This is a genomic window from Sphingomonas alba, from assembly GCF_023516555.1.
GTDB classification, from domain to species: Bacteria; Pseudomonadota; Alphaproteobacteria; order Sphingomonadales; family Sphingomonadaceae; genus Sphingomicrobium; species Sphingomicrobium album.
This window is the reverse complement of sequence record NZ_JAMGBD010000001.1, coordinates 884,036-906,139: the sequence shown is the minus strand read 5'-3', so window position 1 is coordinate 906,139 and position 22,104 is coordinate 884,036. Positions and strand designations below refer to the sequence as shown.

Below are 22,104 nucleotides of genomic sequence, written 5' to 3'. Positions count from 1 at the left end.
GGGAGCCGGCACGCCCAGGAAACCTGCCGCACATGCGGGAGCGGCGAAAGAATAAGGGATCAAGGCATGCGCATTTACGACTTCAGAGGCTTCGCCAATCCGGCGCGCATTCGCATCACCGTTGCAGAAAAAAGGCTATCGGATCTTATCGAGTTCGTAACGGTCGACGTACCGGGCGGCGAGCACCGGCAACCGCCGTTTCTGGCCAAGAATCCATCCGGCACCATTCCTGTTCTGGAGTTGGATGATGGAACGATGATCGCTGAATGCACGGCCATCACCGAATATCTGGACAATGTGGACGGCGAAGCCGTTTTGACTGGCTCAGATGGGAAGGAACGCGCGATAATTCACATGATGCAACGACGCGCGGAATCGAGACTCCTCGATCCCGTTGCAGCCTACTTCCACCACGCAACTCCCGGGCTGGGGCCCCAGATCGAAACCTATCAGAACCGCGAATGGGGCGAGAAGAATCGTGAGGTCGCGCTGGAGGGGATGCGCTATTTCGACGGTCTTCTCCGCAACCAGGATTACCTGGCGGGCGACCGCTTTTCGATGGCCGACATAACCGCCTTTGCCGGACTGTTGTTTGCCGATATTTCCAAGATCGACGTTCCGGCTGACCTGACCGGCCTGCGGGCTTGGCGGACGAAGGTGGCGGAGCGTCCGAGCGTCATGCATGCCTGAGGGTCACGACCGATGAGACTCAATGCAGACCTGGCACAGCGCGCCGTCGTCCACGGCCTTCGGACGCGCTGGTCGGCTTCTCCAATCCCGGGTGTGGAGCGGCGGATGCTCGACCGGGTTGGCGACGAAGTGGCGAGGGCGACGAGCATCGTGCGCTATGCTCCGAGAAGTGCATTCTCGAGCCACACCCATGACGGTGGGGAAGAGTTCTTGGTGCTCGACGGCGTGTTCCAGGACGAGCATGGCGACTATCCGGCCGGAACCTATGTCCGGAATCCGCCGGCGTCCCATCATGCTCCGCGATCGGAATCCGGCTGCACCATCTTCGTGAAACTGCGCCAGTTCGACCTGGAAGACGACGCGCAAATCCGGCTCGACACCACATCAGTACCACTCATGGCCGTGGCCGACCGGCCCGGCGTTGGAATTGTGCCCCTATTTCGCAATCGACATGAGGATGTGCGCTTGGAAATCTGGTCCCCGGGAGCAACGGTCGCGATAGGCGACCGAGGCGGCATAGAGGTCCTGGTGCTCGAAGGCGGCTTTCGGCTCGATGACGTGCAATTCAAAACACAGTCGTGGATTCGGCTGCCGCCAGGCGATTCCGTCATATGCAAAGTCGGAAAAGCGGGGTGCAAGGTCTGGGTAAAGTCCGGGCACCTTGATCCCGCTTTCGCCGACAAGACCTGCTCCCCGCCAAGAAACGAGCGTTGATATGAACACCAACGGCCAGATCGCCGTGGTCACCGGCTTTTCGCCTGGATTTGGCGACGCTGTCGCCCGCCGATTTGCGCAGGATGGCACGACCGTCGTCGGCCTGTCGCGATCGCCTCGACCGGGTTTGGGCTCGGCAGCCCGGGTCCTGGAAGTCGACCTTGCCGATGTGGCCGCAGTGGCCGAAGCCTTCGCACTGATCGACAGGGACTTTGGTGCGGTTTCAACGCTTGTCCACAATGCGGCCCAATTCTCCCGCGGTGCCTTCCTTGACACTACTCCCGCCGAATTCGAGAGAACCTGGCGGGCAAGCACCTTGTCCGCCGTGAACTGTTGCCATCAAGCGATCCCACGCATGCTTGCACAGGGCGGCGGCACGATCATCCTCTCAGGCGCAACCGCCAGCGTCAGGGCCAGCGCCGGCTTCGCACCCTTCACCTCCGCCAAATTTGCACTTCGCGCGCTCGCTGGCTCGCTTGCCCGCGAGTTCAGTGCCCAAAACGTGCACGTGGTACATGCGATCATCGACGGGATTATCTGGAGCGACGTGAGCAAGAAGCGATTTGACGGATTGATCGAGGATCAATGCATCAATGTGGACGATATTGCCGACGCCTATTGGCAGCTCGCCATTCAGCCAAGGTCCTGTTGGTCGCACGAAGTCGACTTTCGGCCGAACGCAGGGAAATTCTGACGCCGCAAGGGTCTGATGGAACATCAGCCGTGTGTCACGGAATATGCAAGCGGCCTAGGGATCCTCAGGCGGCGAGGGCGTGGCGGTCGCGCCAGACCGAAGGCGGTTCGCCGACAATTTTCTTGAACGCCCGGCTGAAAGCCGCCTCGGAGCTATAGCCGACCTCGGCTGCAACGGTGGCGATATTGACGTTGTCGTTCAGTAACCCCGAGGCGACCTGCATCCGCCATTTCGCCAAATATGTCATGGGCGGCACACCGACGAGCGAAGCGAAGCGATCTGCAAACTCCGACCGTGACGAACCGACCTCGCGGGCCAGCTCTTCCAACCCCCAGCCGCTGGCTGGATTTGCATGCATCAGGGCGAGCGCCTTGCCCACGAACGGATCTTTTAGGCCAGCCAGCCAGCCGTTCCGGTCGGGTGACAGACTTTCGATATATTGGCGAACGACTTCAACGAACATCAATTCAGCGATCTTGCCGAGGACGCCCTCGCCACCGACACGCCGGTCACGGATTTCGTTCATTGCGATTCGCACGAGTACGCCGAGGCACGGCATGTCGCCGTGGCCGCGATCGCTCTTGCCGATCAGGATCTGCGGCAAGGATTCCATCAGCGGATTAAAGGGTCCCGAATCGCAGGCGAGGAAGCCGCAGATGAGCTTCGCGGTCGTCGGTCCGACGTCGCCAAAGCACACCCGGTAAGGAAGTTGGATGTTGCCGGCGAGCGCATCGGCGCTGGGTGGTCCGGCGCGCATTCCCGGCTCGCTCGACATTACGTGCGGATCGCCTCGAGTGAAGACGATCACCTCGCCTGCGTGAACCTCGATGGGTTCGCCGCCGTCGACTGCAGAGGCGTAACACTGGCCTTCGGTGACGATGTGATAGGCAATCAGGTGGTTCGCGCCCGGCCTGATCAACGGCAAGACGAGCTCGGGCGCAACTTGTTCGGCCGCCCACGGCGCCTTGGCCGCAACGTTGTAAAACATTGCGCCGGTCATCCGCACCGTTTTCAGGACGTCAGCCAAAGCGTCGGCAGCCATGGTTTCCTCGCGGGTTAGGAAGGCTCTCCCCGCGCCTTCCCCGACGCAAAGTCAAGCATATCGGACGCTTGGTCATAAGGTGCGGACGAGCAATCAAGCTCTGCGGACGCTGGGTCATTCCGCGCGCGGGCCGGTCCTCTAAACTGCAATTCCGGCGTCGCAATCCCGCGGCTTTTCAGGACTCGGAACCTTGCAACTCTATGCCATTCGTCGTCGCGGCGCCTTTGCCGACTTGCCTGATCTTGAAGCGGGTGCAGCCCGCTCGGCGAAGGTCTTGAATGAGGACATGCCCGACCGCGTACGCTGGATCCGCAGCTACGTGGTCGAGGAGGCCGGCGGCCGTATCGGCACCATTTGCATCTATGAGGCCGACGATGTCGCATCGATCCGCGAGCATGCGCGCCAAGCGGAGATTGTGGCCGACGAAATCGTCCCCGTGCTCAACACAGTCGTAGTCCGCCAGGACCCTGCCTAGCGACTGCGTCGCCCCCCGGCGCAACGTTCCCTTCGGCCGGGGGGCCAGTTTTTCGACAGAGAGAAACGATGCTGAAATCCTTACGACGAATTCGGCGTTCGGCCGGCATGGTGGTCGGTCTGAGTGGAGGAATCACCGCCTCCTGGTGATGCCCCTGTTCCCGGCCGGACCGGACAACGCCCGACCTCATCACAAACAAGCCAACCACTCGCCGATAGCGCCTGCGCACGCAGGGCCGGCGGATTGTTCGATTGCGTCCCCCCTCAAATTCAAAGGAATCCAATATGCGTAAGATCATTTTCCTCAGCGGCTCGGCGATTGCGCTGGGCATGGCCCTGACAGTGTCGGCTCCGGCCCAGGCGCAGGCCGTCTGCGAAATCCCGGGTGCCGCGGGGTCGGAAGACACCGGCGGTGCAACTGCGGCTGCGGCAGGCGATTTCGCTTGCGGACCCGGCGCCACGGCGAGCAACGGCAATTCGACGGCGCTCGGAGATACTGCGACTGCGTCCGGAATCAGCAGCACCGCCGTTGGCTCGGCGGCGACCGCTTCCAACACCAGTGCGACCGCGGTGGGCGAGGGCTCAACCGCCTCGGGCGTCGAATCCACTGCCCTGGGGCAGGCAGCATCGGCGACCGCGGACAATGCACTTGCTGTCGGCGAAGGAGCCGCAGCTAGCAACACGTCCGCGACGGCAGTCGGGCATGACTCAGTTGCTAGCGGGGTGCAAAGCACGGCCGTTGGCGACACGGCGACGGCAACCGGGCTGCAGTCGATCGCAATTGGGCTAGGAAGCGACGCCCACGGCGACACCACCATCGCCATCGGCGACGGCGCGGTAGCCGGCACTCCCGGCGGAGTGAACACGGTTGACCATGACGGCGTAGCGATCGGCGACAAGGCGAAGTCCACCGGCTTCCACTCGACCGCGATCGGCGGCGAGGCGAATGCCTCCGGAGCCGGATCGCAGGCGTTTGGCTGGAGGGCGAATGCCACCGGCGCGCAGGCGATCGCAGTGGGTAACCAGACGCAAGCACTGGGAGACAATTCAACGGCGCTTGGTAACGGCGCCAATGCTTCGGGCACGAGCTCGACAGCCATTGGCCGCGGCGCAAGCGCTTCGAATACCAATGCGACAGCCCTCGGTCAGGGTGCCAATGCGTCCGGTGCCAACTCGGTTGCCATTGGCCAGGGCGCCAACACCAACGGCTTATCCAATTCGGTCGCCATCGGTACGGGCACCGTCAACACGGCCGCCAACCAGGTCAACGTCGGAGGCCGCACCATCGGCGGAGTGGCTGCCGGGGTCGCGGCAACAGACGCGGTCAACGTGAGTCAGCTCAATGCCGCCATTGGCAATTTCAACAACGGCCTCGCGAACCTGCAGGGTGAAATCGGGTCCCTGTTCGACCTGCGCTCCCAGGATCGTAAGGACATGAAGCAGGGTGTTGCCTCGGCCATGGCCCTGACCCAGGCCCCGATGCCTTCAAGGCCGGGCGGCGTCAGCTATGCGGTCAACGGTGCTACTTTCCGCGGAGAATATGCCGCGGGCGCTTCTCTGACCTATCGATTGCCGATCGAGCCGGTAATGGCAGTCAGCGTCGGTGCCTCCTTCGCCGGCAGTCACAACAACGGCGCTCGCGTCGGCGTGTCCGGCGAATTCTAGGACGAAACGGGCGGCGCGGGTTTCCGCGTCGCCCAACTCGCCCCGGCAACGAGAGAAATCGACCGTTGCCGGGCCTTCGAGGATTAGAGGTGCTTGAAGTAGAAGTGGCGGTGTTGGCCCGGTGGGCAGTCAGTCAGCTTGCCGAAAAGCTCGTAACCGAGGCGCTCGTAAAAGCCCGGCGCCTGGAACCCGAACGTATTGAGCCATACACCTATGCAGCCCCTGTAGATTGCCGCTCGCTCGGCGGCTTCGATCAACTGCCGCCCTGTTCCGCTGCGTCGCCATTCCTGGGGAAGAAACAGATATTCGATGCAAAGCCAGCGGAAATAGCTGTGTCCCCACAGCCCGCCGACGACTTCGTCTTTATCGTCCCGCAACAGGACGTTGAGGGGAGTGGCTAGGGTTTCCCCCGTCCTTTCCTGATTGAAGCGGCCAAGGCCGCCCAGGATCGTGTCCAGAACATCAGGATCGGCAGCCGAGGTCACTTCCATGCTGAAGCCACGGGTCGTCATACGCCCAATTCGGCGGATGGACGGCACCGGTTACGCCGCGTCAGCGCGGCGCGCGTACGCTCTTCAGGCGCAGCCTTCGACGAGCCGGATGCTGTCCAGCCCCGCGTGAATGGTTTCGACGCGGCGCTTGGTGTCGGTCTCGAACCGGACACCGCGTTTCTCCGCCAGGGTCCAGTAGGTCAGATATTCGGCCGGCAGTCCGAGATAGTAGTGCGGCTCGGCCATGAGCCCTTTCGAATAGGACTTCCGCACCTGACCGGCGGTCGCGCCGATGCCAATTCCCCGCGGAGTCGTGACGCGGCTTTTGTCCCCGATCGAAATCCGGCTCAGCTTGCCGCCTTCGAACAGGAACCACATGTCCGGATAGGCTGCGGCGACCTTCTCGACGCAGGTGAATTCATCGTCCAGCGCTTCGCCTTCGAGCTTCGCGCCCAGCGCCTTTGCTACCTGTGACTGTGTCATGCCGATCCGGACCTTGCCCCAGCCATCCGGCGTGAGGAACGGCGCCGACGCGGCCACGAACAGCGCCGTGAACATTATCTGTGACCCCGGAGCTGACGGTTGGATTGCTCGATCGCATGCAGAAGGCTCGGCTCGTCGGCAGAGCCGATGTCGGCGATGCGCCAGCCTTGCCTGGTGTGGACCAATGACAGCGTCGCGAGCCTCGCTTCATAGCCTTGCAGGCTGATCGAAACCCTGGCCGAGGCCCGGTCCTTGCCCTGGGGCCGCAGGCTGGTGATCGCCACGCGCAGGCCGGCCGTATCCTGGCACTGGCAGACAGGGTCGCCGTCCAAATAGCCGACCTCGCCCTTGGCCAGTCGGTTATCCTCATTGATGGCCGCCAGCAGCGCGGGAGCGAACACCCGCTCGGGATGCTTGAAGGGGCTGTAATCCGGTTGGCGGTAAGCCGCGTAAAGATGCTCCACGAACGCCGTTGGCGTGTCGGCCTGCTGCCCGGCTAGCGCGGCTGCAAGCAGGAGCGGGATCATTTCTGCGCCATCGCCAGCAGCTGCTTCCACTCTTCGTCGCGCACAGGCGTAACGCTGAGGCGCGACTGGCGCAGCATTTCCAGTTTCGCGAGTTTGGGCTCGGCCTTGATTTCGGCAAGTGTCACGGGCTTTGCCAGCTTGTCCCGCGGCTCGACGCGGACACTGGCCCAAATGGACTCGCCCTTGGCGTTCGGCTCGCCGTCGGGCTGCCAGGCGCGGGTGATTTCCATCACACCCACCGCCGCCTTGTCGCTTTGCGAATGGTAGAAGAGGGCGAGGTCACCGGGCTGCATGTCCTTCAGGAAGTTGCGCGCGGTATAGTTCCGCACGCCGTTCCATTCGGTGCCTTTATCCCGGACTAGATCGTCCCAGCTGTAAGCGTCGGGCTCCGACCGCAAAATCCAATAAGCCATGGATCCGCCGATAGCCCGTTATCCTCGCGCGATAAAGCGAGCTCGGCAGATTAATAAAATGTAAGATTCTCAAATAGTTGCCCAGTTTAACGCAAGGCTGGCTCGACTCACCGACGCGGGGGTTACCCTGTCCGACAGGTTCCCCTATTTGCACTGCAACAAAGAGAGCGAGTGAGCCTAACGCGGCGTTGTCGCAGTGCTCCAGGGCAAGACGGTCCTATCGACGCCGCAGCTTTTGCGCGAAGCAATTGAGCGCTGCCGCCGACAGACGACCGCCAGTAACGGGAAAAATTTTGGTTAAGCTTTTGGGAAGCCGCGGCGCTGCCGCGGTGGGTGCGCTGTTTCTGACGTTGGTGGGTGGTTCGACCGAAGCCTTCGGTCAGCAGACAACCATCGCGCAAGTCACCCCGGCCGTGCTCGGCACGCCGGCGATTGCCGCACCGCAGAGCCTGTCGGTCGTCATTCCGAACATCTTGCAGCCTGCCGTCCAGACGCAGGCGGTGACCGCGGTCACTTCTGTCGCGAAGGATGTCGCCAAGGAAGGCACCTGGCTCTACTCGCACGGCTGGAATCTCGCCGCGCTTGCGGATCGCTACGGCGCCGGCCAGCCGCTGGACGAGGAAGCCAATTGCATGGCGGTCGCCGTCTATCATGAAGCGCGCGGTGAATCGGCCGAGGGTCAGTTGGCCGTCGCCCGGGTCATCATGAACCGCGCCATGTCGGGCAAGTATCCGACGACCTGGTGCGGCGTCGTCAAGCAGCCCTGGCAATTCAGCTTCGTCAATCCGCGCACGGGCGCCATGCCCTCTGTGGACCAGACTTCCGCCTGCTGGCGCAAGGCGCAGGGCATCACCCGCCTTGCCATGGCTAATGTCGTGCCCAGCCTGCCGAACGATGTGCTCTGGTACCATGCCAATTACGTTGCTCCGTCTTGGGGTCATCGCCTTACCAAGGTCAGCCAGATCGGCGCGCACATCTTCTATCGCGCCTAAGCCTGTTCTCTCCGATATCCCGTGGACCCGGTCGCTGGAATGGCGGCCGGGTCTTTTGTTTCGGCGGTTCGTCGCAGGGCGGAATCGGCTCGTCGTTAACTTCTTAACTTCGGGATTCGCAGCGACTCGCATTTGAGCAAGCATGTCCTTCTGGAGGCTGGATTTTTTTCCGCGCAGCCGTGGGGAGGCGGAAGTGCTCAAGATCCTGATTGTCGAAGACGACAAACAGCTGGCGACCACGCTTAAATACCTGGTCGAGGACAACCCGCGTTACCGGGTGGTTGCGACCGCCGACGATCTCGACGGAGCCGTCGACGCAGCCGAAATTCACGCGCCTCATCTGGCTTTGGTCGACCTGCAGCTGGCGCGCGGCTCGACCGGCTTTTCGGTCGCCGTCCGTCTCGGCGATTTCGACGTTCCCTGCCTGTTCGTCTCCGGCAAGGCGCCGGCCTTTCCGATGCCCGACCTGGCGCTCGGCTGCCTGATGAAGCCTTTCACGGCCGAGGATGTGCACAGGACCCTCGCGATGGCCGAGGACCTCATGCGCGGGCGCGAGACGTTTCGGCCGAAGCTGCCGGACAACCTGACGATCTACGATGCGGTCAATGACGACGATACGCTCGTCGAGCCGGGCTACATCCCTTCGCGGCGGTCGCTCAGGACCCGGCTCGAGCACTGGATCGTGGGCTATCAGCACTAGGCGCTGTCGCGTTTCCCCTTGCGGCGCTGCATGACGTCGCTCATCGCCGCCGCGACAATTCCCGTCGGCAGCGCGATCAGGCCGATCGCCGCCACCGAAACCATTCCGGACAGGAATTTGCCGACCGGGGTGATTGGATAGACATCGCCGTAGCCCACCGTCGTCATCGTTACGATCGCCCACCACATTGTTCGCGGAATGCTACCGAACTTGTCTGGCTGCGCTTCACTCTCCGCCCAGTACATCAATGTGCTGGCAATCAGGATCGTGAAGCTCGCCAGGCTGAAGGCCAGGAACAGCTCCTCTTTGCGGGAATGCAGCGCCGCACCGAGGTCGGCCCAGGCGTTGGAGAAGCGGCCGAGTTTGGCGAGCCTGAGGATGCGGAAGAACCGCACGAACCGCAGGGCGAGTGTCGCGCCCCCGGCAACTGCGAACAAGGCCGGCAGGATCGACAGTAGGTCGATGATGGCCGACAGCGAGAAGATGAACTTCAGGCGCGGGAAGCGGCTGTGGGCATAGGCCGGGTTCATGTCGGCGACCCAAAGCCGTGCCACATATTCCACCAGGAATAGCAGGCCGAAAATGATTTCAAGTTGGCGAAACAGGGCCTCATTGCCGGCGACTATGGTCGGTTCGGTTTCGACGATGGCCGAGCCGACGGCAGCGAGGATCAGGCCGATGACGATCTTGTTGGTCGCCGAAATCTTGCCTGGCCGAGCACTTGGGTCGACCTGGTCGAACACGGCCTTCTTGAGCGCATTTACCCCCATGAGCACCCCCTGACGCGACTACAGCGCCATCATTCCGCGGCGCGGCTCCTTCAATCCCCAGCTTTCGGCGGTCAGCCTGACGCCTGCGTCCATCAGTGCCTGGCGGCGGCCCTTGATGCTGGCATTGAGCTGGATTGCCTCGAAACCGAGCAGCTTTTGCATCACAGGTTCCGCGATCACCGCAGCGACAAATCCGGCGACCCTCGGCCAGCGGGCCGCATCCACGTCGAACCCCGCATAACGGGCATTGACGAAGAAAGTCGCGATGGCGAGGTCGGCAAGGCCAAGCTGGCCGAATGCGTAGCCCTCGGCCGGCAACTCGCCTTCGAGATAGTCGAGGACGCATGGCACATCCTCGGCCAGCACCCGGTCAACGCGCGCGTGGTCTGGTTCCTCCTCCCAGACTCGCGGCCTCACGAACTTCTGGTAGAACAGGCCCCAGATGAAGACGTCGCCGAGCCGCGTGTCGGCGAATTCCTCCAGCCAGCGCGCTTTCGCACGGTCCCGCGGACCCTCGGGCAAGAGCGGATAACCGCCATAAGCTTCGTCCAGATACGCGCAGACGACGGAACTGTCGGAACAATGGAAATCGCCGTCGATCAGCACCGGAATTCGGCGCAGCGGGCTCAGCCGGGTGAATTCGTCATTGCCGTAGAAGGGCGTGATCGGGTCGACCTCATAATCGAGGCCCTTCAGCTCCAGGCAAGCCAGCACCTTGCGGACATAGGGGCTGACGAAGCTGCCGATGACGGTGAGCATGATCTGTAGAATGCGGCAGGCTTGGCGGCGCGTAAAGTGGATGCCCGACGTGGATTCGAACCACGATTGACGGAGTCAGAGTCCGTAGTCTTACCATTAGACGATCGGGCAATGCCGGTCTGCCGAGGCGGCGGAATAGGTAGGGCGCTCTCGACTGTCAACCAAGTCCAAAGGATTGCGGAGAACCGCTAAACTGCGTTAAGCAGGCGCCAAGTCAGCCGCTTGGGACCCTCTCGGGCGGTGAAGGATAGAATGGGCGTTTGAGATGGCGGGACGCGTCGCCACCACGCCGCAGCCCGAGCCGATTGCCGGGCCCGCGGCACCGGTCCGGCCCCCGGAGTGGCGGAGGCCGCATCGTCACACCTATGGCGCGGTCGACCTTGGCACCAATAATTGCCGGCTCTTGATCGCCCGCCCGAGCGACGGCTCTTTCACTGTCGTTGACGCATTTTCCCGGATCGTCCGCTTGGGCGAAGGGCTGACCCAGTCCGGCAAGCTGACTCAGGGCGCAATGGACCGAGCGGTTTCGGCCTTGGGCGTTTGTGCGGACAAGCTCCGCCGCCGCCACGTCTCACTTTCCCGCTCCGTCGCGACCGAGGCTTGCCGCCGCGCCGTCAACGGCCGCGAATTCGTCGAGCGCGTCCGTAATGAAACCGGCATCGCTCTTGAAATCATCTCGCCGCAGGAGGAGGCAAGGCTCGCCGTCCTCGGCTGTCACAAATTGCTGGAGCCAGGCGACGGCCCGGCGCTGATCTTCGACATCGGTGGCGGTTCGACCGAGCTCGTGCTCGTCGAGCCCGGTGACGAAACGCCGCGAATCAAGGCCTGGTGGAGCGCGCCATGGGGCGTTGTTTCCCTGACGGAGAGCGAGGGCAGGGCCGCGATCGACGGCGAGGATCGCATCGCCGCCTATGAGCGCATGCGGCACCGCGCCCGCGACAGTTTCTCCCGCTTCGCCGAACTCTTGCCCAGCGACAAGCCGGGCATCCGCCTGCTGGGAACCAGCGGCACCGTGACGACGCTCGCGTCGGTCCATCTCGCGCTGCCCAGCTACGACCGCCGCGCCGTCGACGGCCTGCAGGTGCCGATCGGCGACATGCGCCGCATCAGCACCATGATCGCCGAGCTCGACTTCGGCGGCCGCTCCAATCTGCCGTGCATCGGCGCCGACCGTGCCGATCTCGTCGTCGCCGGCTGCGCCATCCTCGAAGCCATCCTCGACATCTGGCCGGCCGAGCGCCTCGGTGTCGCCGACCGCGGCATCCGCGAGGGGATCCTCCGCTCGCTGATGGCGCGCGACGGGTACCAACTGTGAGCGGTGGCCAGGGGCCGCGCAAACGCGTCCGCACCGCCAAGGGCCGCAAGGTCAGCTCGACCCGATGGCTCGAGCGGCAGCTGAACGATCCATACGTCCGCAAGGCGAAGGCAGAAGGTTATCGCAGCCGCGCCGCCTACAAATTGCTGGAGCTCGATGAGCGCTTCGGCCTGTTGAAGGGCGTCAAGGCCGTGGTCGATCTTGGCATCGCTCCGGGCGGCTGGAGCCAGGTCGTGAAGCGCCGTTCCGCCAAGACCGCTGTGGTCGGTATCGACCTCCTCCCTACCGACCCAATCGAGGGCGTCACCATCCTGCAAATGGACTTCATGGACGACGCCGCGCCGGACCGGCTGAAGACAGAGCTCGGTTGCCAGGCCGATATCGTCCTCTCCGACATGGCCGCGAACACCGTGGGCCATCCCCAGACGGATCATTTGCGGACCATGGCGCTCGTCGAGGCAGGCATGCTGTTCGCGACCGAAGTCTTGCGGCCAGGTGGCGCTTATGTCGCCAAGGTGCTCGCAGGCGGGGCGGACAACAACCTGGTTGCCGAGCTTAAGCGCCATTTTACGACGGTGAAGCACGCCAAGCCGCCGGCCAGTAGAAAAGATTCATCGGAATGGTACGTGATCGCGCAGGGCTTCAAGGGGGTGGATGTTGTCGAAGCTGAGTGAACGGGCCGGCCTGTTTATCGGCGAGAGCATAAGCTTTGTCAGCGATGAGAGGAGGCGTTCGGCACGCATCATCCGGAGAGGCTTGGCGCTGATGGCGATTGTCGTTGCGGTAATCGCCATCCTCCTATCGATGCGGAACCATTGAATGTCATCCGCGATCCGCTTTTCCGAATTCGAACTCGATCCCGCCAACCGGCAATTGCGCCGCGGCAGTGAAAACGTCGAGCTGAACGGCCGCTACTTCGACGCACTCGCATTGATGGTCGGCGAGCCCGGTCGTCTCGTCACCAAGGACCGCTTCATGGACGAGGTCTGGCGCGGCGTGCCGGTCACGGATGAGGCGTTGACCCAGTGCATCCGCACGCTCCGTCGCCAGCTCGGCGACGATGCCTCCCGGCCCCGCTTCATCGAGACCGTGCCGAAGCACGGTTACCGCTTCATCGCGCCGCTCGCCGGCTCGCCCGCACGGCGGACGCCGGATCCCGCGATCGAAAGGGAATGGGCCGAGTTTCGCCGCCTCGGCTTTGCCGGCGTGAAAGGCGCGGTTGCGGCCGGAATGATCGGCGGCCTGTTCTACGGCTTCACCGCCTCCCAAGCGGGCGGCAGCGCCATTTCGATGCTCCTGGTCATGCTGGTGCTGACCGTCGCCATCGCTTTGGTCGGCGGGGCTGGGGTCAGCTTCGGCATTGCCGCATCGGAATTTTCGCGCCGCCATCGCTGGTATTGGCCGATCGTCGGTGGGGCTATCGGCGGCGCGCTGGTGGGCGCCATCGTGCATCTCCTCGGGCTTGACGGGTTCAACCTGCTGTTCGGCCGCTCGCCGGGCGACATGACAGGCGCGCCTGAAGGACTGCTCATCGGTTCGGTCACCGGTCTCGGCTACGTCCTTGGCGGCCGGCAGGCGCAGCTTCGCGTCGGCGCACCGCTTGCGGCCTTCCTCGGCGGCATTGCAGGGGTCGTCATCGCACTGACGGGCGGTCAGATGCTGGGAGGCAGCCTCGACTTGCTGGCCCAGCACTTCCCCGGTTCACAGCTGCACCTGACAGGACTGTTCGGCGAAGCCGGCTTCGGCCCTGCCAGTCAAACCGTCACCGCCGCGCTTGAAGGCTTCCTTTTCTCCGGCTGCGTCGTCTGCGGGATGCTGCTCGCGAAGCGGGCTACGAAGGACTAACCCTTCGCCCGCGCCGCCGCGATGGCTTCCTTCAGGCCCTCATAGCCGACTGCGCTGTTGATCACGCGATTGCCGACCACGAACAAGGGCGTGCCGGTCGCGCCGAGTTGACCGGCGATCCGGTAATTCTTCTCGATCTCCGTTTCGATCGCCGGATCCTTCGCCTGTTCGGGCGTGATGCTCGTGGCGTTGGCGGCCAGCGCGATGGCCTCGGTGCTCGGCTGGCCGGCATCGTAGAGCGCATCATGAAACTGGGCGAAACGGCCGGCCTTCGACGCGGCGAGCGACGCGCGGGCGGCGGCGACGCTGTCGGGGCCGAGGATCGGGAACTCGTGGTAGACCACGCGCAGGCCCTTATCCTCCTTCAAAAGCCGCTCGATGTCGGGATTGCTGCGCCGGCAGTAGCCGCAGGCATAGTCATAGAAATAGGCGAGGGTGACCTCCGGCTTCGACGCGCCTTTCCATGAGGAGGCGAATGGCGTTTCCAGCGCCGCGCGGTTGGCCGCCAGAACCGGCGCATATTGCTGTTCGCGCAGCGCCTGCTGCGCGTCGATCAGCATCTCCGGCTTGCTGATGATCGCCTCTCGCACCAGCTTGGGCGCCATCGAATAGCCAACGGCGCCCGTCAGCAGGGCGCCGACGAGGCCGCCGCCGACCGCTGTCAGCAACAATGCCAGTTTATTTGGGTTTGCCCGGTTCTCTTGGCTCAACCTTCACTCCCCGCTTCTTGTCTTTCTTCAATGCATTTTCGGATACCAAATAGATATCCTGGGCCCGAAGATAATCGGGTGTGTTGGCGGGGATGCCCATCATCGCCATCCGCGCGCTGGTCAGCGCGAGCTTCGGGTTGCCCTCCAAATTGTTGCGCTCGGCCGTCGCGAGCGCCGCACGCGGCGTATCGCCCTCATGGTCGTAGATCATGCCTAGCTGCAGCCAGGCGAAGGGGTTGTCGTTGTCGCGATTGACCGCGGCTTTCAGCACCTGTTTCGCCTCGGCGAAATTCTTGTCGTCCTCCGACGCGATCAGCGCATGGCCGAGCATCACCGCGATCATCGGCTGGTCAGGCGCATTCTTCACGGATTCGCGGAGGACGGGAATGGCCTCCTTGGGCTTGCCAGACTCCAGCAGGATCTGGCCCTTCAGCTCCAGGAAAAACGGGTCCTCCGGCGCTGTCTTCAGCAGGGAGTCGGCCTCGCTAACCGCTTTGTCGGGGTACGCGCCCAGGTGATAGGCGTAAGCGCGGGCATAGTGGCCGGGAACCGTCTGGTCGCTTTCCGGATACTTTCGGATCGCCAGTTGCGGGTCGATATAGCCCTGCAGCTTGGCCTTGACCCGCTCGAAGCGCGCTTCGAGCGCAGGATCGATCGGCTTCGCCCAGGATGGGTCCTTGTGATAGATTTCCTCGAGCGCCTGGATGCGCTCCTGGCTCAATGGGTGCGTCCGGTCGTAACTGTCTTCGGAATAGATCGCGAGGCGATATTCCTGGTTCTGAAGCTTCTTGAAGAACTCCAGGCTGCCGCGGCCGCTGACGCCTGCCTTCGAAAGATAGGATGCGCCGGCAAGGTCGGCTGAGCTCTCCTGAGCGCGGGTGAATGCCATGAAATCGCCAAGGGCCGCACGCTGGCCGGCGTAAAGGATGCCCATCCCTGCGTCGGGCGGCGCTCCGGCGGCGATGGCCGCGGCGGCCAGCACCAGCGACAATATGCTGATCTTGGTTGCGGCGCCCGCGCCTTCGTCCATGCGCAGGATGTGACCACCAGCGACGTGACCGAGTTCGTGGGCGATGACGCCTTGAAGCTGGTTGACGTTGTCGGCCGCGGTCAGAAGTCCAGAATGGATATAGACGATCTGCCCGCCCGCAACGAAGGCGTTGATCGAATCGTCCTTCAGCAGCACGACCTTGACGTTGTGCGGATCGAGCCCGGCCGCCTGCACGAGGGGCGCCGAAATGTCGTGGAACAGGAGCTCGGTTTCACTGTCGCGCAAGACCTCCTGCGCAGCGGCAGGCTGGACGATGGCGAAGGCCAGCAGCAATGCTGTCACGGCGATCCGCGTTGCGCGGGACAGGAACCGGGTCATCGCCCGTCCAGTCCCACCCTGGGCCTGAACCGGCGATGAAGTTAGTCCCTCGGAATTAGCCAAAAGTCCTCTGCCACCAGCCGCCGCGGCGCGGCTCGCCATCTTCGCCGACTTCCTCGTCATTGGCGGCATCGGCGGCGGCTTCCGCCGGTGCTTCGACGGGGGCCTCGGCCTTCTTGGCGCGCGACTTGCGCTTCGGCTTGGCCGGTGCCTCGGGCGCGGCGTCCTCGGCTGTCTCGGCCGGCGGTGCTTCTGCCGGCGCCGGTTCGGTCACCGCAATCTCCGCGACCTTGGCGCGGGCGCGGGGACGGCGCCGGGTCTTGGGCTTGGCTTCTTCGGGCGCCTCTGTCTCGGCGATCGGCGGCTCCTCGGCGGTCGGAGTTTCGACCATCGGCGAGCTGTCGGCCTCGATCGGGCTCTCTTCCGCCGCAGCTTCGGCGGCTTCGCCCTTGCCACGGCGACCGCGTCCGCCGCGCCGTCCACGGCGCGACTTCGGCTTCTCTTCGCCCGCGGCTACCTCGGTCGGCGCTGCGTCCGGCGCATCACCAACAACCTCGTCGGCAATGGCTTCTTCCGAAGCCTCGCCGGCCTCTACCGGGCCACCGTCGCCGTCACGGCGACGGCCGCGCCCGCCACGGCGGCGGCGGCGGCGGCGGCGGGTGCCGCCTTCGCCTTCCTCGCGCGGTTCACGCGGCCCACGAGCTTCGCGGGGCGCGCGCTCCTCTTCTTCCTCGGCCTCTTCGCCCTCGTCTTCTTCCTCGATGATATCCTCATCATCCTCTTCGACGACGGGCAAAGCTTCCTGAGCCGGACGCGGCGGCGCAGACGGACGCGGCCCGCTGCTCTCGACGCTCATGCGGGCGCCCTCGAACGCTTCGTCGATCATCACCTCGACCGTGACGCCATAACGCGCCTCGATCTCGGCCAGTTCGACACGCTTCTTGTTGAGCAAATAGATCGCGGCTTCGCGTCCGGCACGCAGCAGGATTCGTTCGCCACGGCCACGCGCGGCCTCGTCCTCGATGATCCTGAGTGCGCTGAGGCCCGCCGAGGAGGCAGTACGCATCAATCCGGTGCCCTCGCAATGGGGGCAGGCCTTGGTTGAGGCTTCAAGCACGCCGGTGCGCAGGCGCTGGCGGCTCATTTCCATCAGGCCGAAGGAACTTATCCGGCCAACCTGGATGCGGGCGCGGTCGTTCTTCAGCGCCTCCTTCATCGCCTTCTCGACCTTCCGGACATGGCTGTTCTGTTCCATGTCGATGAAGTCGATGACGATGAGGCCCGCCATGTCGCGAAGGCGCAGCTGCCGGGCAATTTCGGCGGCGGCTTCGAGGTTCGTCGCGAAGGCCGTCTGCTCGATATTATGCTCGCGCGTCGAACGGCCCGAGTTGATGTCGATCGAAACCAGGGCCTCGGTCGGGTTGATCACCAGGTAACCGCCCGACTTCAGCTGGACGACCGGCTGGTACATCGCGCTCAACTGGTCTTCGACGCCGAAGCGCTGGAAGATCGGCGTCGGGTCGCTGTACGGCTTCACGCGCTTCACGTGGCTCGGCATGAGCAGCTTCATGAAGCCGCGCGCCGCCTTGTAGCCCTCGTCGCCCTCGACCACGACTTCGTCGATGTCGCGGTGATAGAGGTCGCGGATGGCGCGCTTGATGAGGTCGCTGTCGCGGTAGATGAGCGCCGGGGCGCTGCTCTTCAGCGTCTTCTCGCGAATTTCGTCCCACAGACGGGCGAGATAGTCGAAGTCCCGCTTGATCTCGGTCTTTGTACGGGACAGGCCAGCCGTGCGGACGATCAGGCCCATGGTCGTGGGCAGCTTCAGGTCCGTCATGATCGACTTCAGGCGCTTGCGGTCGGCGCCGTTCGAAATCTTCCGGCTGATGCCGCCGCCGTGCGACGTGTTGGGCATCAGGACGCAATAGCGGCCGGCCAGCGACAGATAGGTAGTGAGCGCCGCGCCCTTGTTGCCGCGCTCTTCCTTGACGACCTGAACCAGAAGCACCTGGCGGCGCTGGATAACGTCCTGGATCTTGTAGCGGCGGCGCAGTGCCTGGCGCTTCTTGCGAAGCTCGTCGGCGGCGCTCTCATCGACCGGCGAAGCGTCGGAGCCGGTGCCGGCTTCGGCGGGCTGCTCGCCTTCGTCGCCTTCGCCCTCGTCGCCCTCGTCGGCCCGCTCCTCATCGGCGCGGTCTTCGCGGGCGTCGAGCTCGGCGCGGATGCGCTCTTCCTCGGCCGCATGTTCGGCCTCTTCACGAAGGAGCGCGTCGCGGTCGGCCTTCGGGATCTGGTAATAGTCCGGGTGGATTTCGCTGAAGGCCAGGAAGCCGTGGCGGTTTCCGCCGTAATCGACGAACGCCGCCTGAAGCGACGGTTCGACCCTTGTGACCTTGGCTAGATAAATATTCCCTTTGAGCTGCTTGTGCTCAGCGGATTCGAAGTCAAATTCCTCGATCCGGTTCCCTTTGGCGACGGCAACCCGGGTCTCCTCCGGGTGGCGCGCGTCGATTAGCATGCGCATGGACATTGTGAATTCTCCGGGCGCGCAGGCCGGCCGTCATGGGCCGGCGGCGCGCAAACGTGGCAGCCAGGCCCAGCGGTGGCATTCCGGAGGGCTTGGCGGATTGGACTGTTTGCGTGTCTGCTGCCTGACCCATTCCCGACATCATCGGGGAACGCGCGCGGCCCGGCTCGTCAAGCGCGGGTTGGCAGGCGTCCTGTGGTGTCATGCAGCTTCAACCTCGTGTCGCCGCGTCCTGTGGCGGATACGGCGGCCCTTCGGGAAAGGTCCCGTGGGCAGGGCCCGGTTAGCACCGGCGTAACGCCTCCGCAACAGGTGCCCGCTCGTTTGTTGCGCCATTCCGAAACGGTCTTGCGGTAGCGGCGTGCGGCAGCGGATAGTGGGGACATGTTTGAAGGGTGGGACCGGCGTAAGAAGATCGGATTGGCGGTGCTGCTCGCGCTTGCGGCCGCCGCACTGGTTCTGCTTCACGTCACTCTTCCCGGTCGAACCGGCGGCGACGATGGCGCCCTCGTCGGCGAAGCCCGCCGGGGCGGCCTTACCGTCGCCGTGCGCGAGGCTGTGGGCGACGTGCACGTCACCGAGGCCAAGGCGCCGGGCCGCCCGATCGTCCTCATCGACCCTGGCCATGGCGGGACCGACCCTGGCGCACCCGGCGTTTCCGGCCAGATCGTCGAGAAGCAGCTGACGCTCGCCTTCGCCCGGGAGCTTCGCGATTTGCTTGCCGAACGGGGCCGGGTGCGCGTCGCCATGACTCGCGAGGATGATCGCACCTTGTCGCTCGAACAGCGCGCCGCCATCGCCCGCAAGCTCGGCGCCGGCCTGCTTGTTTCGGTTCATATGGACAGCGCGCCCAATCCGCTGGCCCGCGGCGCGACGGTCTATTCTTTGTCCGATGTCGCCTCGGATGCCGAAGCCGCACGCTTCGCCCGGGCGGAAAACGCCGAGTCTGGAGCGCTGACCAGCGAGCATGACGACAGCGTGCGCCTGCTCCTGTCCGACCTTGCCCTGCGCGACCAGATGGAGGATTCGGCAGCTCTGGCGACGCGCATGGTCCGCAGCGCCGGTCCCGGCATGTTGCTGCGCCCCGACCCGCACAAATTCGCCGCCTTTCATATCCTCCGGCGATCCGAGGTCCCGGGCGTTCTCTTCGAAGCTGGGTACATCAGCAATCCCGACGACGAGGCGATCCTGATCACGCCCAAGGGCCGCCGGCCGATCGTCGAAGCCCTCGCCAAGGCCATTGAAACCGAGCTTTCTTTGCGAATGGCTCGCTGATGCTTTTCGTAACGACTCCAAGCCGCTAGAGCTTGCCCCCAATGGATGCCCCCTCCCTGAAATCGCTGAAGGCGGTGAAGCTGCCAAAGCTTCCCACTGTCGATGTCGAAAAATGGCCGCTGCCGGACATGGTCGCGTTCAACCAGCGGGTTCACGACCGCATCGATCCCTGGTTCGCCCGGAAATGGGTGCGGCGTCTCGCCTGGCTCGCCTTCGCCGGCCTCATGGCCCTGTCCGTCATCTGGGCCTACTTCGCGTCCGGCCTGCCGAGCTCGGAAAAGCTGCTCGCCTACCAGCCGTCCCTGCCGTCCAACGTTCGGGGCTATGACGGCAATCCCGTCCAGACCTTTGCCCGCGAACGGCGCGTCGAGCTGTCCTATGACGAATATCCGCCCCTGGTCGTCCACGCCTTCATTTCGGCCGAGGACAAGACCTTTTTCCAGCATGGCGGGATCGACTATCCGGGCCTGATCGGCGCGGTTTTCGACTATGGCCGCAAACAGGTCACCGGCGGCCGCGCCCGCGGCGGCTCGACCATCACCCAGCAGGTGGCGAAATACCTGCTCCAGGATTCCAGCTACAGCATCGGCCGCAAGGTGCGCGAGGCGATCCTCGCCTTCCGTCTCGAATCGACGCTGAGCAAGCAGCAGATCCTCGAAATTTACCTCAATTCGATCTTCCTCGGCCGGAACGCCTATGGCGTCCAGGCCGCCAGCCGTGCCTATTTCGACAAGGACGTTGGCGATCTGACACTGCCGGAAGCCGCCTATCTCGCCATCCTGCCAAAGGCGCCGTCGAGCTACGATCCCATCCGCCAGACGGAGCGCGCGCTTGCCCGTCGCAACTACGTCCTCCGGGAGATGTCGAAGAACGGCTACATCACGGAGGACCAGTGGAAGTCGGCCGCCGCCTCGCCGCTCGGCACGATCCGCTATGGCAGCAATGAAAAGTTCCGCCAGATGGGCGGCTATTTCATGGAGGACGTCCGCCGCGACCTCATTCGCCGCTATGGCGAGAAGGCCGAGGACGGGCCCAACAGCGTCTATGCCGGCGGCCTCTGGGTCCGCACCTCAATGGTACCCGTGATGCAGGACGCCGCGGCCAACGCCCTTCGCGAAGGCCTCGCCCGTTTCGATGGCGGCCGCGGCTGGCAGGATACGGGCCTCAGCATCGACATCAACGGCGACTGGAAAGTCCCGCTTTCGCTGGCCGCACTCGGCACCGGTTTCCCGGACTGGAAGAAAGCCGTTGTCCTGTCGAAGTCCGGCAACGAAGCGACCATCGGCTTCCAGAACGGTGCGACCGGCACGCTTGACGCATCCAATGCTCAGCAGCCGAAGCGCGGTGTTGGCGGTGCTGCGTTCGGTTTCCTGCGGCCCGGAATGATCATCATCGTCAAGGAAACCGGTCCCAACAACTACGCGCTGCGCTCCATCCCGGAGGTCGGCGGCGGCTTCGTCGCCGAGGAAGTGCACACCGGCCGCGTCCTTGCCATGCAGGGCGGCTTCGACGTCGTCGGTTCGTCGTACAACCGCGCCACCCAGGCGCTTCGCCAGCCGGGTTCGGCTTTCAAGCCGATCGTCTATTCGACCGCGCTCGAGAACGGCATGACCCCGGCCTCGATCGTCGTCGATGCGCCTTTCTGCGTCTGGCAGGGCGCCGGCCTCGGCAACAAATGCTTCCGCAACTTCGACGGCAAATATGCCGGGCCGAAGACCATGCGCTGGGGTGTCGAACAATCGCGCAACCTGATGACGGTGCGCACCGCGTCGCAGACCGGCATGCCGAAGATCATCGCCAATGCCGCCAAGCTCGGCGTCGGCGACTATTCGAAGACGCCCTACCTCTCCATCGCGCTCGGCGCCGGCGAGACCACGGTCCAGCGGCTGGTCAACGCTTATGCCATCCTCGCCAACCAGGGGCGCGAGGTCCGGCCGACCCTGATCGACTATATCCAGGACCGCAACGGCAAGGTCATCTTCCGCTCGGACAATCGTTGCGCGGTCATGGAAGGCTGCAACGCTGACGACTGGAACGGCAAGGAAATGCCGCGCCCGCCGCTGCGCTCGAAGCAATTGCTCGATCCGCAGGCGGCCTACCAGATGGTCCACATCATGGAAGGCGTCATCGAGCGGGGCACCGCGACCGTGCTTCGCGACCTCAATCGGCCGATGTTCGGCAAGACTGGCACGACCTCCGGGCCGACCAACGTCTGGTTCGTCGGCGGAACGCCCGATGTCGTGGGCGGAGTCTATCTCGGTTACGACCATCCGCGCCCGATGGGTCATGCCGCGCAGGGCGGCCGCGTCGCCGCGCCGATCTTCAAGCAATTCGCGCAGACCGCCTTCAAGGATGCCGAGAAGGTGCCTTTCGTGGCGCCGGCCGGAATCCGCATGGTCCGCATCGACCGAGTCACCGGCAAGCGCGTCTTCGGCACCTTCCCGACGACCGAAGACCCCAAGTCGTCGGTGATCTGGGAGGCCTTCCAGCCCGAAACAGAGCCGCGACGTTCTTATCGCCGTGAAGACCGCGCCGAGGCGGAAGCGGACCAGGCCGCTGCAGGCAAGCCCAAGGCGCCGCGCGCCGTGAAACCCAAGACCCAGCCCGAGGATTTCTTGCAAAGGCAGGGCGGGATTTACTAGGTCCGCA

22 protein-coding genes and 1 tRNA gene are annotated in these 22,104 nt (G+C 64.2%); 12 read left to right on the top strand and 11 right to left on the bottom strand.

Going from position 1 to position 22,104, the window contains the following annotated elements; all coding sequences use genetic code 11:
- Nucleotides 1-66: 66 nt before the first annotated feature.
- From LZ536_RS04765 to LZ536_RS04755, 3 genes are read left to right on the top strand one after another with little or no spacing between them, the layout of a single operon-like run.
- A complete protein-coding gene (locus tag LZ536_RS04765) occupies nucleotides 67-690 on the top strand; it encodes a glutathione S-transferase (RefSeq protein WP_249847155.1) in 624 nt (207 codons plus the stop codon).
- 12 nt (nucleotides 691-702) lie between these two features.
- Complete coding sequence (locus LZ536_RS04760; protein ID WP_283938383.1) at nucleotides 703-1,404, top strand: cupin domain-containing protein; 702 nt, start codon at nucleotides 703-705, stop codon at nucleotides 1,402-1,404.
- A 1-nt stretch (nucleotide 1,405) separates the two neighbouring features.
- Nucleotides 1,406-2,098: an SDR family NAD(P)-dependent oxidoreductase gene (locus LZ536_RS04755; RefSeq protein WP_249847153.1), complete on the top strand. Its 693-nt coding sequence runs from the start codon at nucleotides 1,406-1,408 to the stop codon at nucleotides 2,096-2,098.
- 64 nt (nucleotides 2,099-2,162) lie between these two features.
- On the opposite strand, the gene LZ536_RS04750 is transcribed toward LZ536_RS04755, so the two are convergent.
- Nucleotides 2,163-3,140: an AraC family transcriptional regulator gene (locus LZ536_RS04750; protein ID WP_249847152.1), complete on the bottom strand. Its 978-nt coding sequence runs from the start codon at nucleotides 3,138-3,140 to the stop codon at nucleotides 2,163-2,165.
- Between the two features lie 190 nt (nucleotides 3,141-3,330).
- On the opposite strand from LZ536_RS04750, the gene LZ536_RS04745 reads away from it, so the two are divergent.
- Nucleotides 3,331-3,615, top strand: coding sequence for a nickel-binding protein (locus tag LZ536_RS04745; RefSeq protein WP_249847151.1), 285 nt, complete (start codon nucleotides 3,331-3,333; stop codon nucleotides 3,613-3,615).
- Between the two features lie 284 nt (nucleotides 3,616-3,899).
- Nucleotides 3,900-5,279: a YadA family autotransporter adhesin gene (locus LZ536_RS04740; RefSeq protein WP_249847150.1), complete on the top strand. Its 1,380-nt coding sequence runs from the start codon at nucleotides 3,900-3,902 to the stop codon at nucleotides 5,277-5,279.
- A gap of 83 nt (nucleotides 5,280-5,362) precedes the next feature.
- Here the strand turns inward: LZ536_RS04740 and LZ536_RS04735 are convergent, their stop codons facing one another.
- The 4 genes from LZ536_RS04735 to LZ536_RS04720 all read right to left on the bottom strand — a co-directional run bounded on the left by LZ536_RS04735 (nucleotide 5,363) and on the right by LZ536_RS04720 (nucleotide 7,193).
- The gene (locus LZ536_RS04735; protein WP_249847149.1) at nucleotides 5,363-5,770 is read right to left on the bottom strand and encodes a GNAT family N-acetyltransferase; all 408 of its coding nucleotides are present in this window, start codon (nucleotides 5,768-5,770) and stop codon (nucleotides 5,363-5,365) included.
- Between the two features lie 84 nt (nucleotides 5,771-5,854).
- Entirely contained in the window at nucleotides 5,855-6,328 is a 474-nt protein-coding gene (locus LZ536_RS04730; protein WP_249847148.1) for a hypothetical protein, read from the bottom strand.
- The gene (locus LZ536_RS04725) at nucleotides 6,328-6,780 is read right to left on the bottom strand and encodes a DUF3828 domain-containing protein (RefSeq protein ID WP_249847147.1); all 453 of its coding nucleotides are present in this window, start codon (nucleotides 6,778-6,780) and stop codon (nucleotides 6,328-6,330) included. Before LZ536_RS04725 ends, LZ536_RS04730 begins: the two co-directional genes overlap by 1 nt.
- Nucleotides 6,777-7,193: an EVE domain-containing protein gene (locus LZ536_RS04720; protein WP_249847146.1), complete on the bottom strand. Its 417-nt coding sequence runs from the start codon at nucleotides 7,191-7,193 to the stop codon at nucleotides 6,777-6,779. The genes LZ536_RS04725 and LZ536_RS04720 overlap by 4 nt, the downstream gene beginning before the upstream one ends.
- A 329-nt stretch (nucleotides 7,194-7,522) precedes the next feature.
- Here LZ536_RS04720 and LZ536_RS04715 point away from each other — a divergent pair, with 329 nt between their 5' ends.
- Together LZ536_RS04715 and LZ536_RS04710 are read left to right on the top strand one after the other, a co-directional pair.
- On the top strand, nucleotides 7,523-8,185 hold the full coding sequence (locus tag LZ536_RS04715) for a cell wall hydrolase (protein ID WP_249847145.1): 663 nt from the start codon (nucleotides 7,523-7,525) through the stop codon (nucleotides 8,183-8,185).
- 193 nt (nucleotides 8,186-8,378) lie between these two features.
- Nucleotides 8,379-8,885, top strand: a complete 507-nt coding sequence (locus LZ536_RS04710; protein WP_249847144.1) for a LytR/AlgR family response regulator transcription factor — start codon at nucleotides 8,379-8,381, stop codon at nucleotides 8,883-8,885.
- Here the strand turns inward: LZ536_RS04710 and LZ536_RS04705 are convergent.
- From LZ536_RS04705 to LZ536_RS04695, 3 genes are all read right to left on the bottom strand, one after another.
- Nucleotides 8,882-9,655: an ion transporter gene (locus LZ536_RS04705; RefSeq protein WP_249847143.1), complete on the bottom strand. Its 774-nt coding sequence runs from the start codon at nucleotides 9,653-9,655 to the stop codon at nucleotides 8,882-8,884. The two genes, LZ536_RS04710 and LZ536_RS04705, sit on opposite strands and share 4 nt — an antisense overlap.
- A gap of 18 nt (nucleotides 9,656-9,673) precedes the next feature.
- Entirely contained in the window at nucleotides 9,674-10,414 is a 741-nt protein-coding gene (locus tag LZ536_RS04700) for a glutathione S-transferase family protein (protein WP_249847142.1), read from the bottom strand.
- A 37-nt stretch (nucleotides 10,415-10,451) separates the two neighbouring features.
- Nucleotides 10,452-10,525, bottom strand: a tRNA-Gln gene (locus tag LZ536_RS04695).
- A 154-nt stretch (nucleotides 10,526-10,679) separates the two neighbouring features.
- On the opposite strand from LZ536_RS04695, the gene LZ536_RS04690 reads away from it, so the two are divergent.
- The 3 genes from LZ536_RS04690 to LZ536_RS04680 all read left to right on the top strand — a co-directional run bounded on the left by LZ536_RS04690 (nucleotide 10,680) and on the right by LZ536_RS04680 (nucleotide 13,574).
- Nucleotides 10,680-11,729: a Ppx/GppA phosphatase family protein gene (locus tag LZ536_RS04690; protein WP_249847141.1), complete on the top strand. Its 1,050-nt coding sequence runs from the start codon at nucleotides 10,680-10,682 to the stop codon at nucleotides 11,727-11,729.
- The gene (locus LZ536_RS04685) at nucleotides 11,726-12,403 is read left to right on the top strand and encodes an RlmE family RNA methyltransferase (RefSeq protein ID WP_249847140.1); all 678 of its coding nucleotides are present in this window, start codon (nucleotides 11,726-11,728) and stop codon (nucleotides 12,401-12,403) included. Before LZ536_RS04690 ends, LZ536_RS04685 begins: the two co-directional genes overlap by 4 nt.
- 145 nt (nucleotides 12,404-12,548) lie before the next feature.
- Nucleotides 12,549-13,574 (top strand): winged helix-turn-helix domain-containing protein, encoded by a 1,026-nt coding sequence (locus LZ536_RS04680; RefSeq protein WP_249847139.1) that lies wholly within the window; start codon nucleotides 12,549-12,551, stop codon nucleotides 13,572-13,574.
- Here LZ536_RS04680 and LZ536_RS04675 read toward each other — a convergent pair.
- The 3 genes from LZ536_RS04675 to LZ536_RS04665 are packed head-to-tail and all read right to left on the bottom strand — an operon-like array spanning nucleotide 13,571 to nucleotide 18,183.
- Nucleotides 13,571-14,245, bottom strand: coding sequence for a DsbA family protein (locus tag LZ536_RS04675; protein WP_249847138.1), 675 nt, complete (start codon nucleotides 14,243-14,245; stop codon nucleotides 13,571-13,573). The two genes, LZ536_RS04680 and LZ536_RS04675, sit on opposite strands and share 4 nt — an antisense overlap.
- Before the next feature lie 7 nt (nucleotides 14,246-14,252).
- Nucleotides 14,253-15,653 carry a M48 family metalloprotease gene (locus tag LZ536_RS04670; RefSeq protein WP_249847137.1) on the bottom strand — a complete coding sequence of 467 codons (1,401 nt, stop codon included), beginning with the start codon at nucleotides 15,651-15,653 and terminating at the stop codon, nucleotides 14,253-14,255.
- 55 nt (nucleotides 15,654-15,708) lie between these two features.
- The gene (locus tag LZ536_RS04665) at nucleotides 15,709-18,183 is read right to left on the bottom strand and encodes an Rne/Rng family ribonuclease (RefSeq protein ID WP_249847136.1); all 2,475 of its coding nucleotides are present in this window, start codon (nucleotides 18,181-18,183) and stop codon (nucleotides 15,709-15,711) included.
- A 381-nt stretch (nucleotides 18,184-18,564) separates the two neighbouring features.
- Here LZ536_RS04665 and LZ536_RS04660 point away from each other — a divergent pair, with 381 nt between their 5' ends.
- Complete coding sequence (locus tag LZ536_RS04660; protein WP_249847135.1) at nucleotides 18,565-19,455, top strand: N-acetylmuramoyl-L-alanine amidase family protein; 891 nt, start codon at nucleotides 18,565-18,567, stop codon at nucleotides 19,453-19,455.
- Nucleotides 19,456-19,583: 128 nt separating this feature from the next.
- Nucleotides 19,584-22,097 carry a penicillin-binding protein 1A gene (locus LZ536_RS04655; RefSeq protein ID WP_431357936.1) on the top strand — a complete coding sequence of 838 codons (2,514 nt, stop codon included), beginning with the start codon at nucleotides 19,584-19,586 and terminating at the stop codon, nucleotides 22,095-22,097.
- Nucleotides 22,098-22,104: the final 7 nt, after the last annotated feature.

Excerpts from the sequence above, each read along its gene's own strand:
- LZ536_RS04740 (WP_249847150.1), top strand. The coding sequence starts at position 3,900 with ATGCGTAAGATCATTTTCCTCAGCGGCTCGGCGATTGCGCTGGGCATG.
- LZ536_RS04735 (WP_249847149.1), bottom strand. The coding sequence starts at position 5,770 with ATGGAAGTGACCTCGGCTGCCGATCCTGATGTTCTGGACACGATCCTG.
- LZ536_RS04660 (WP_249847135.1), top strand. The coding sequence starts at position 18,565 with ATGTTTGAAGGGTGGGACCGGCGTAAGAAGATCGGATTGGCGGTGCTG.
- LZ536_RS04690 (WP_249847141.1), top strand. The coding sequence starts at position 10,680 with ATGGCGGGACGCGTCGCCACCACGCCGCAGCCCGAGCCGATTGCCGGG.
- LZ536_RS04700 (WP_249847142.1), bottom strand. The coding sequence starts at position 10,414 with ATGCTCACCGTCATCGGCAGCTTCGTCAGCCCCTATGTCCGCAAGGTG.
- LZ536_RS04670 (WP_249847137.1), bottom strand. The coding sequence starts at position 15,653 with ATGACCCGGTTCCTGTCCCGCGCAACGCGGATCGCCGTGACAGCATTG.
- LZ536_RS04665 (WP_249847136.1), bottom strand. The coding sequence starts at position 18,183 with ATGTCCATGCGCATGCTAATCGACGCGCGCCACCCGGAGGAGACCCGG.
- LZ536_RS04765 (WP_249847155.1), top strand. The coding sequence starts at position 67 with ATGCGCATTTACGACTTCAGAGGCTTCGCCAATCCGGCGCGCATTCGC.
- LZ536_RS04760 (WP_283938383.1), top strand. The coding sequence starts at position 703 with ATGAGACTCAATGCAGACCTGGCACAGCGCGCCGTCGTCCACGGCCTT.
- LZ536_RS04720 (WP_249847146.1), bottom strand. The coding sequence starts at position 7,193 with ATGGCTTATTGGATTTTGCGGTCGGAGCCCGACGCTTACAGCTGGGAC.
- LZ536_RS04755 (WP_249847153.1), top strand. The coding sequence starts at position 1,406 with ATGAACACCAACGGCCAGATCGCCGTGGTCACCGGCTTTTCGCCTGGA.
- LZ536_RS04730 (WP_249847148.1), bottom strand. The coding sequence starts at position 6,328 with ATGTTCACGGCGCTGTTCGTGGCCGCGTCGGCGCCGTTCCTCACGCCG.
- LZ536_RS04705 (WP_249847143.1), bottom strand. The coding sequence starts at position 9,655 with ATGGGGGTAAATGCGCTCAAGAAGGCCGTGTTCGACCAGGTCGACCCA.
- LZ536_RS04655 (WP_431357936.1), top strand. The coding sequence starts at position 19,584 with ATGGTCGCGTTCAACCAGCGGGTTCACGACCGCATCGATCCCTGGTTC.
- LZ536_RS04750 (WP_249847152.1), bottom strand. The coding sequence starts at position 3,140 with ATGGCTGCCGACGCTTTGGCTGACGTCCTGAAAACGGTGCGGATGACC.
- LZ536_RS04725 (WP_249847147.1), bottom strand. The coding sequence starts at position 6,780 with ATGATCCCGCTCCTGCTTGCAGCCGCGCTAGCCGGGCAGCAGGCCGAC.
- LZ536_RS04680 (WP_249847139.1), top strand. The coding sequence starts at position 12,549 with ATGTCATCCGCGATCCGCTTTTCCGAATTCGAACTCGATCCCGCCAAC.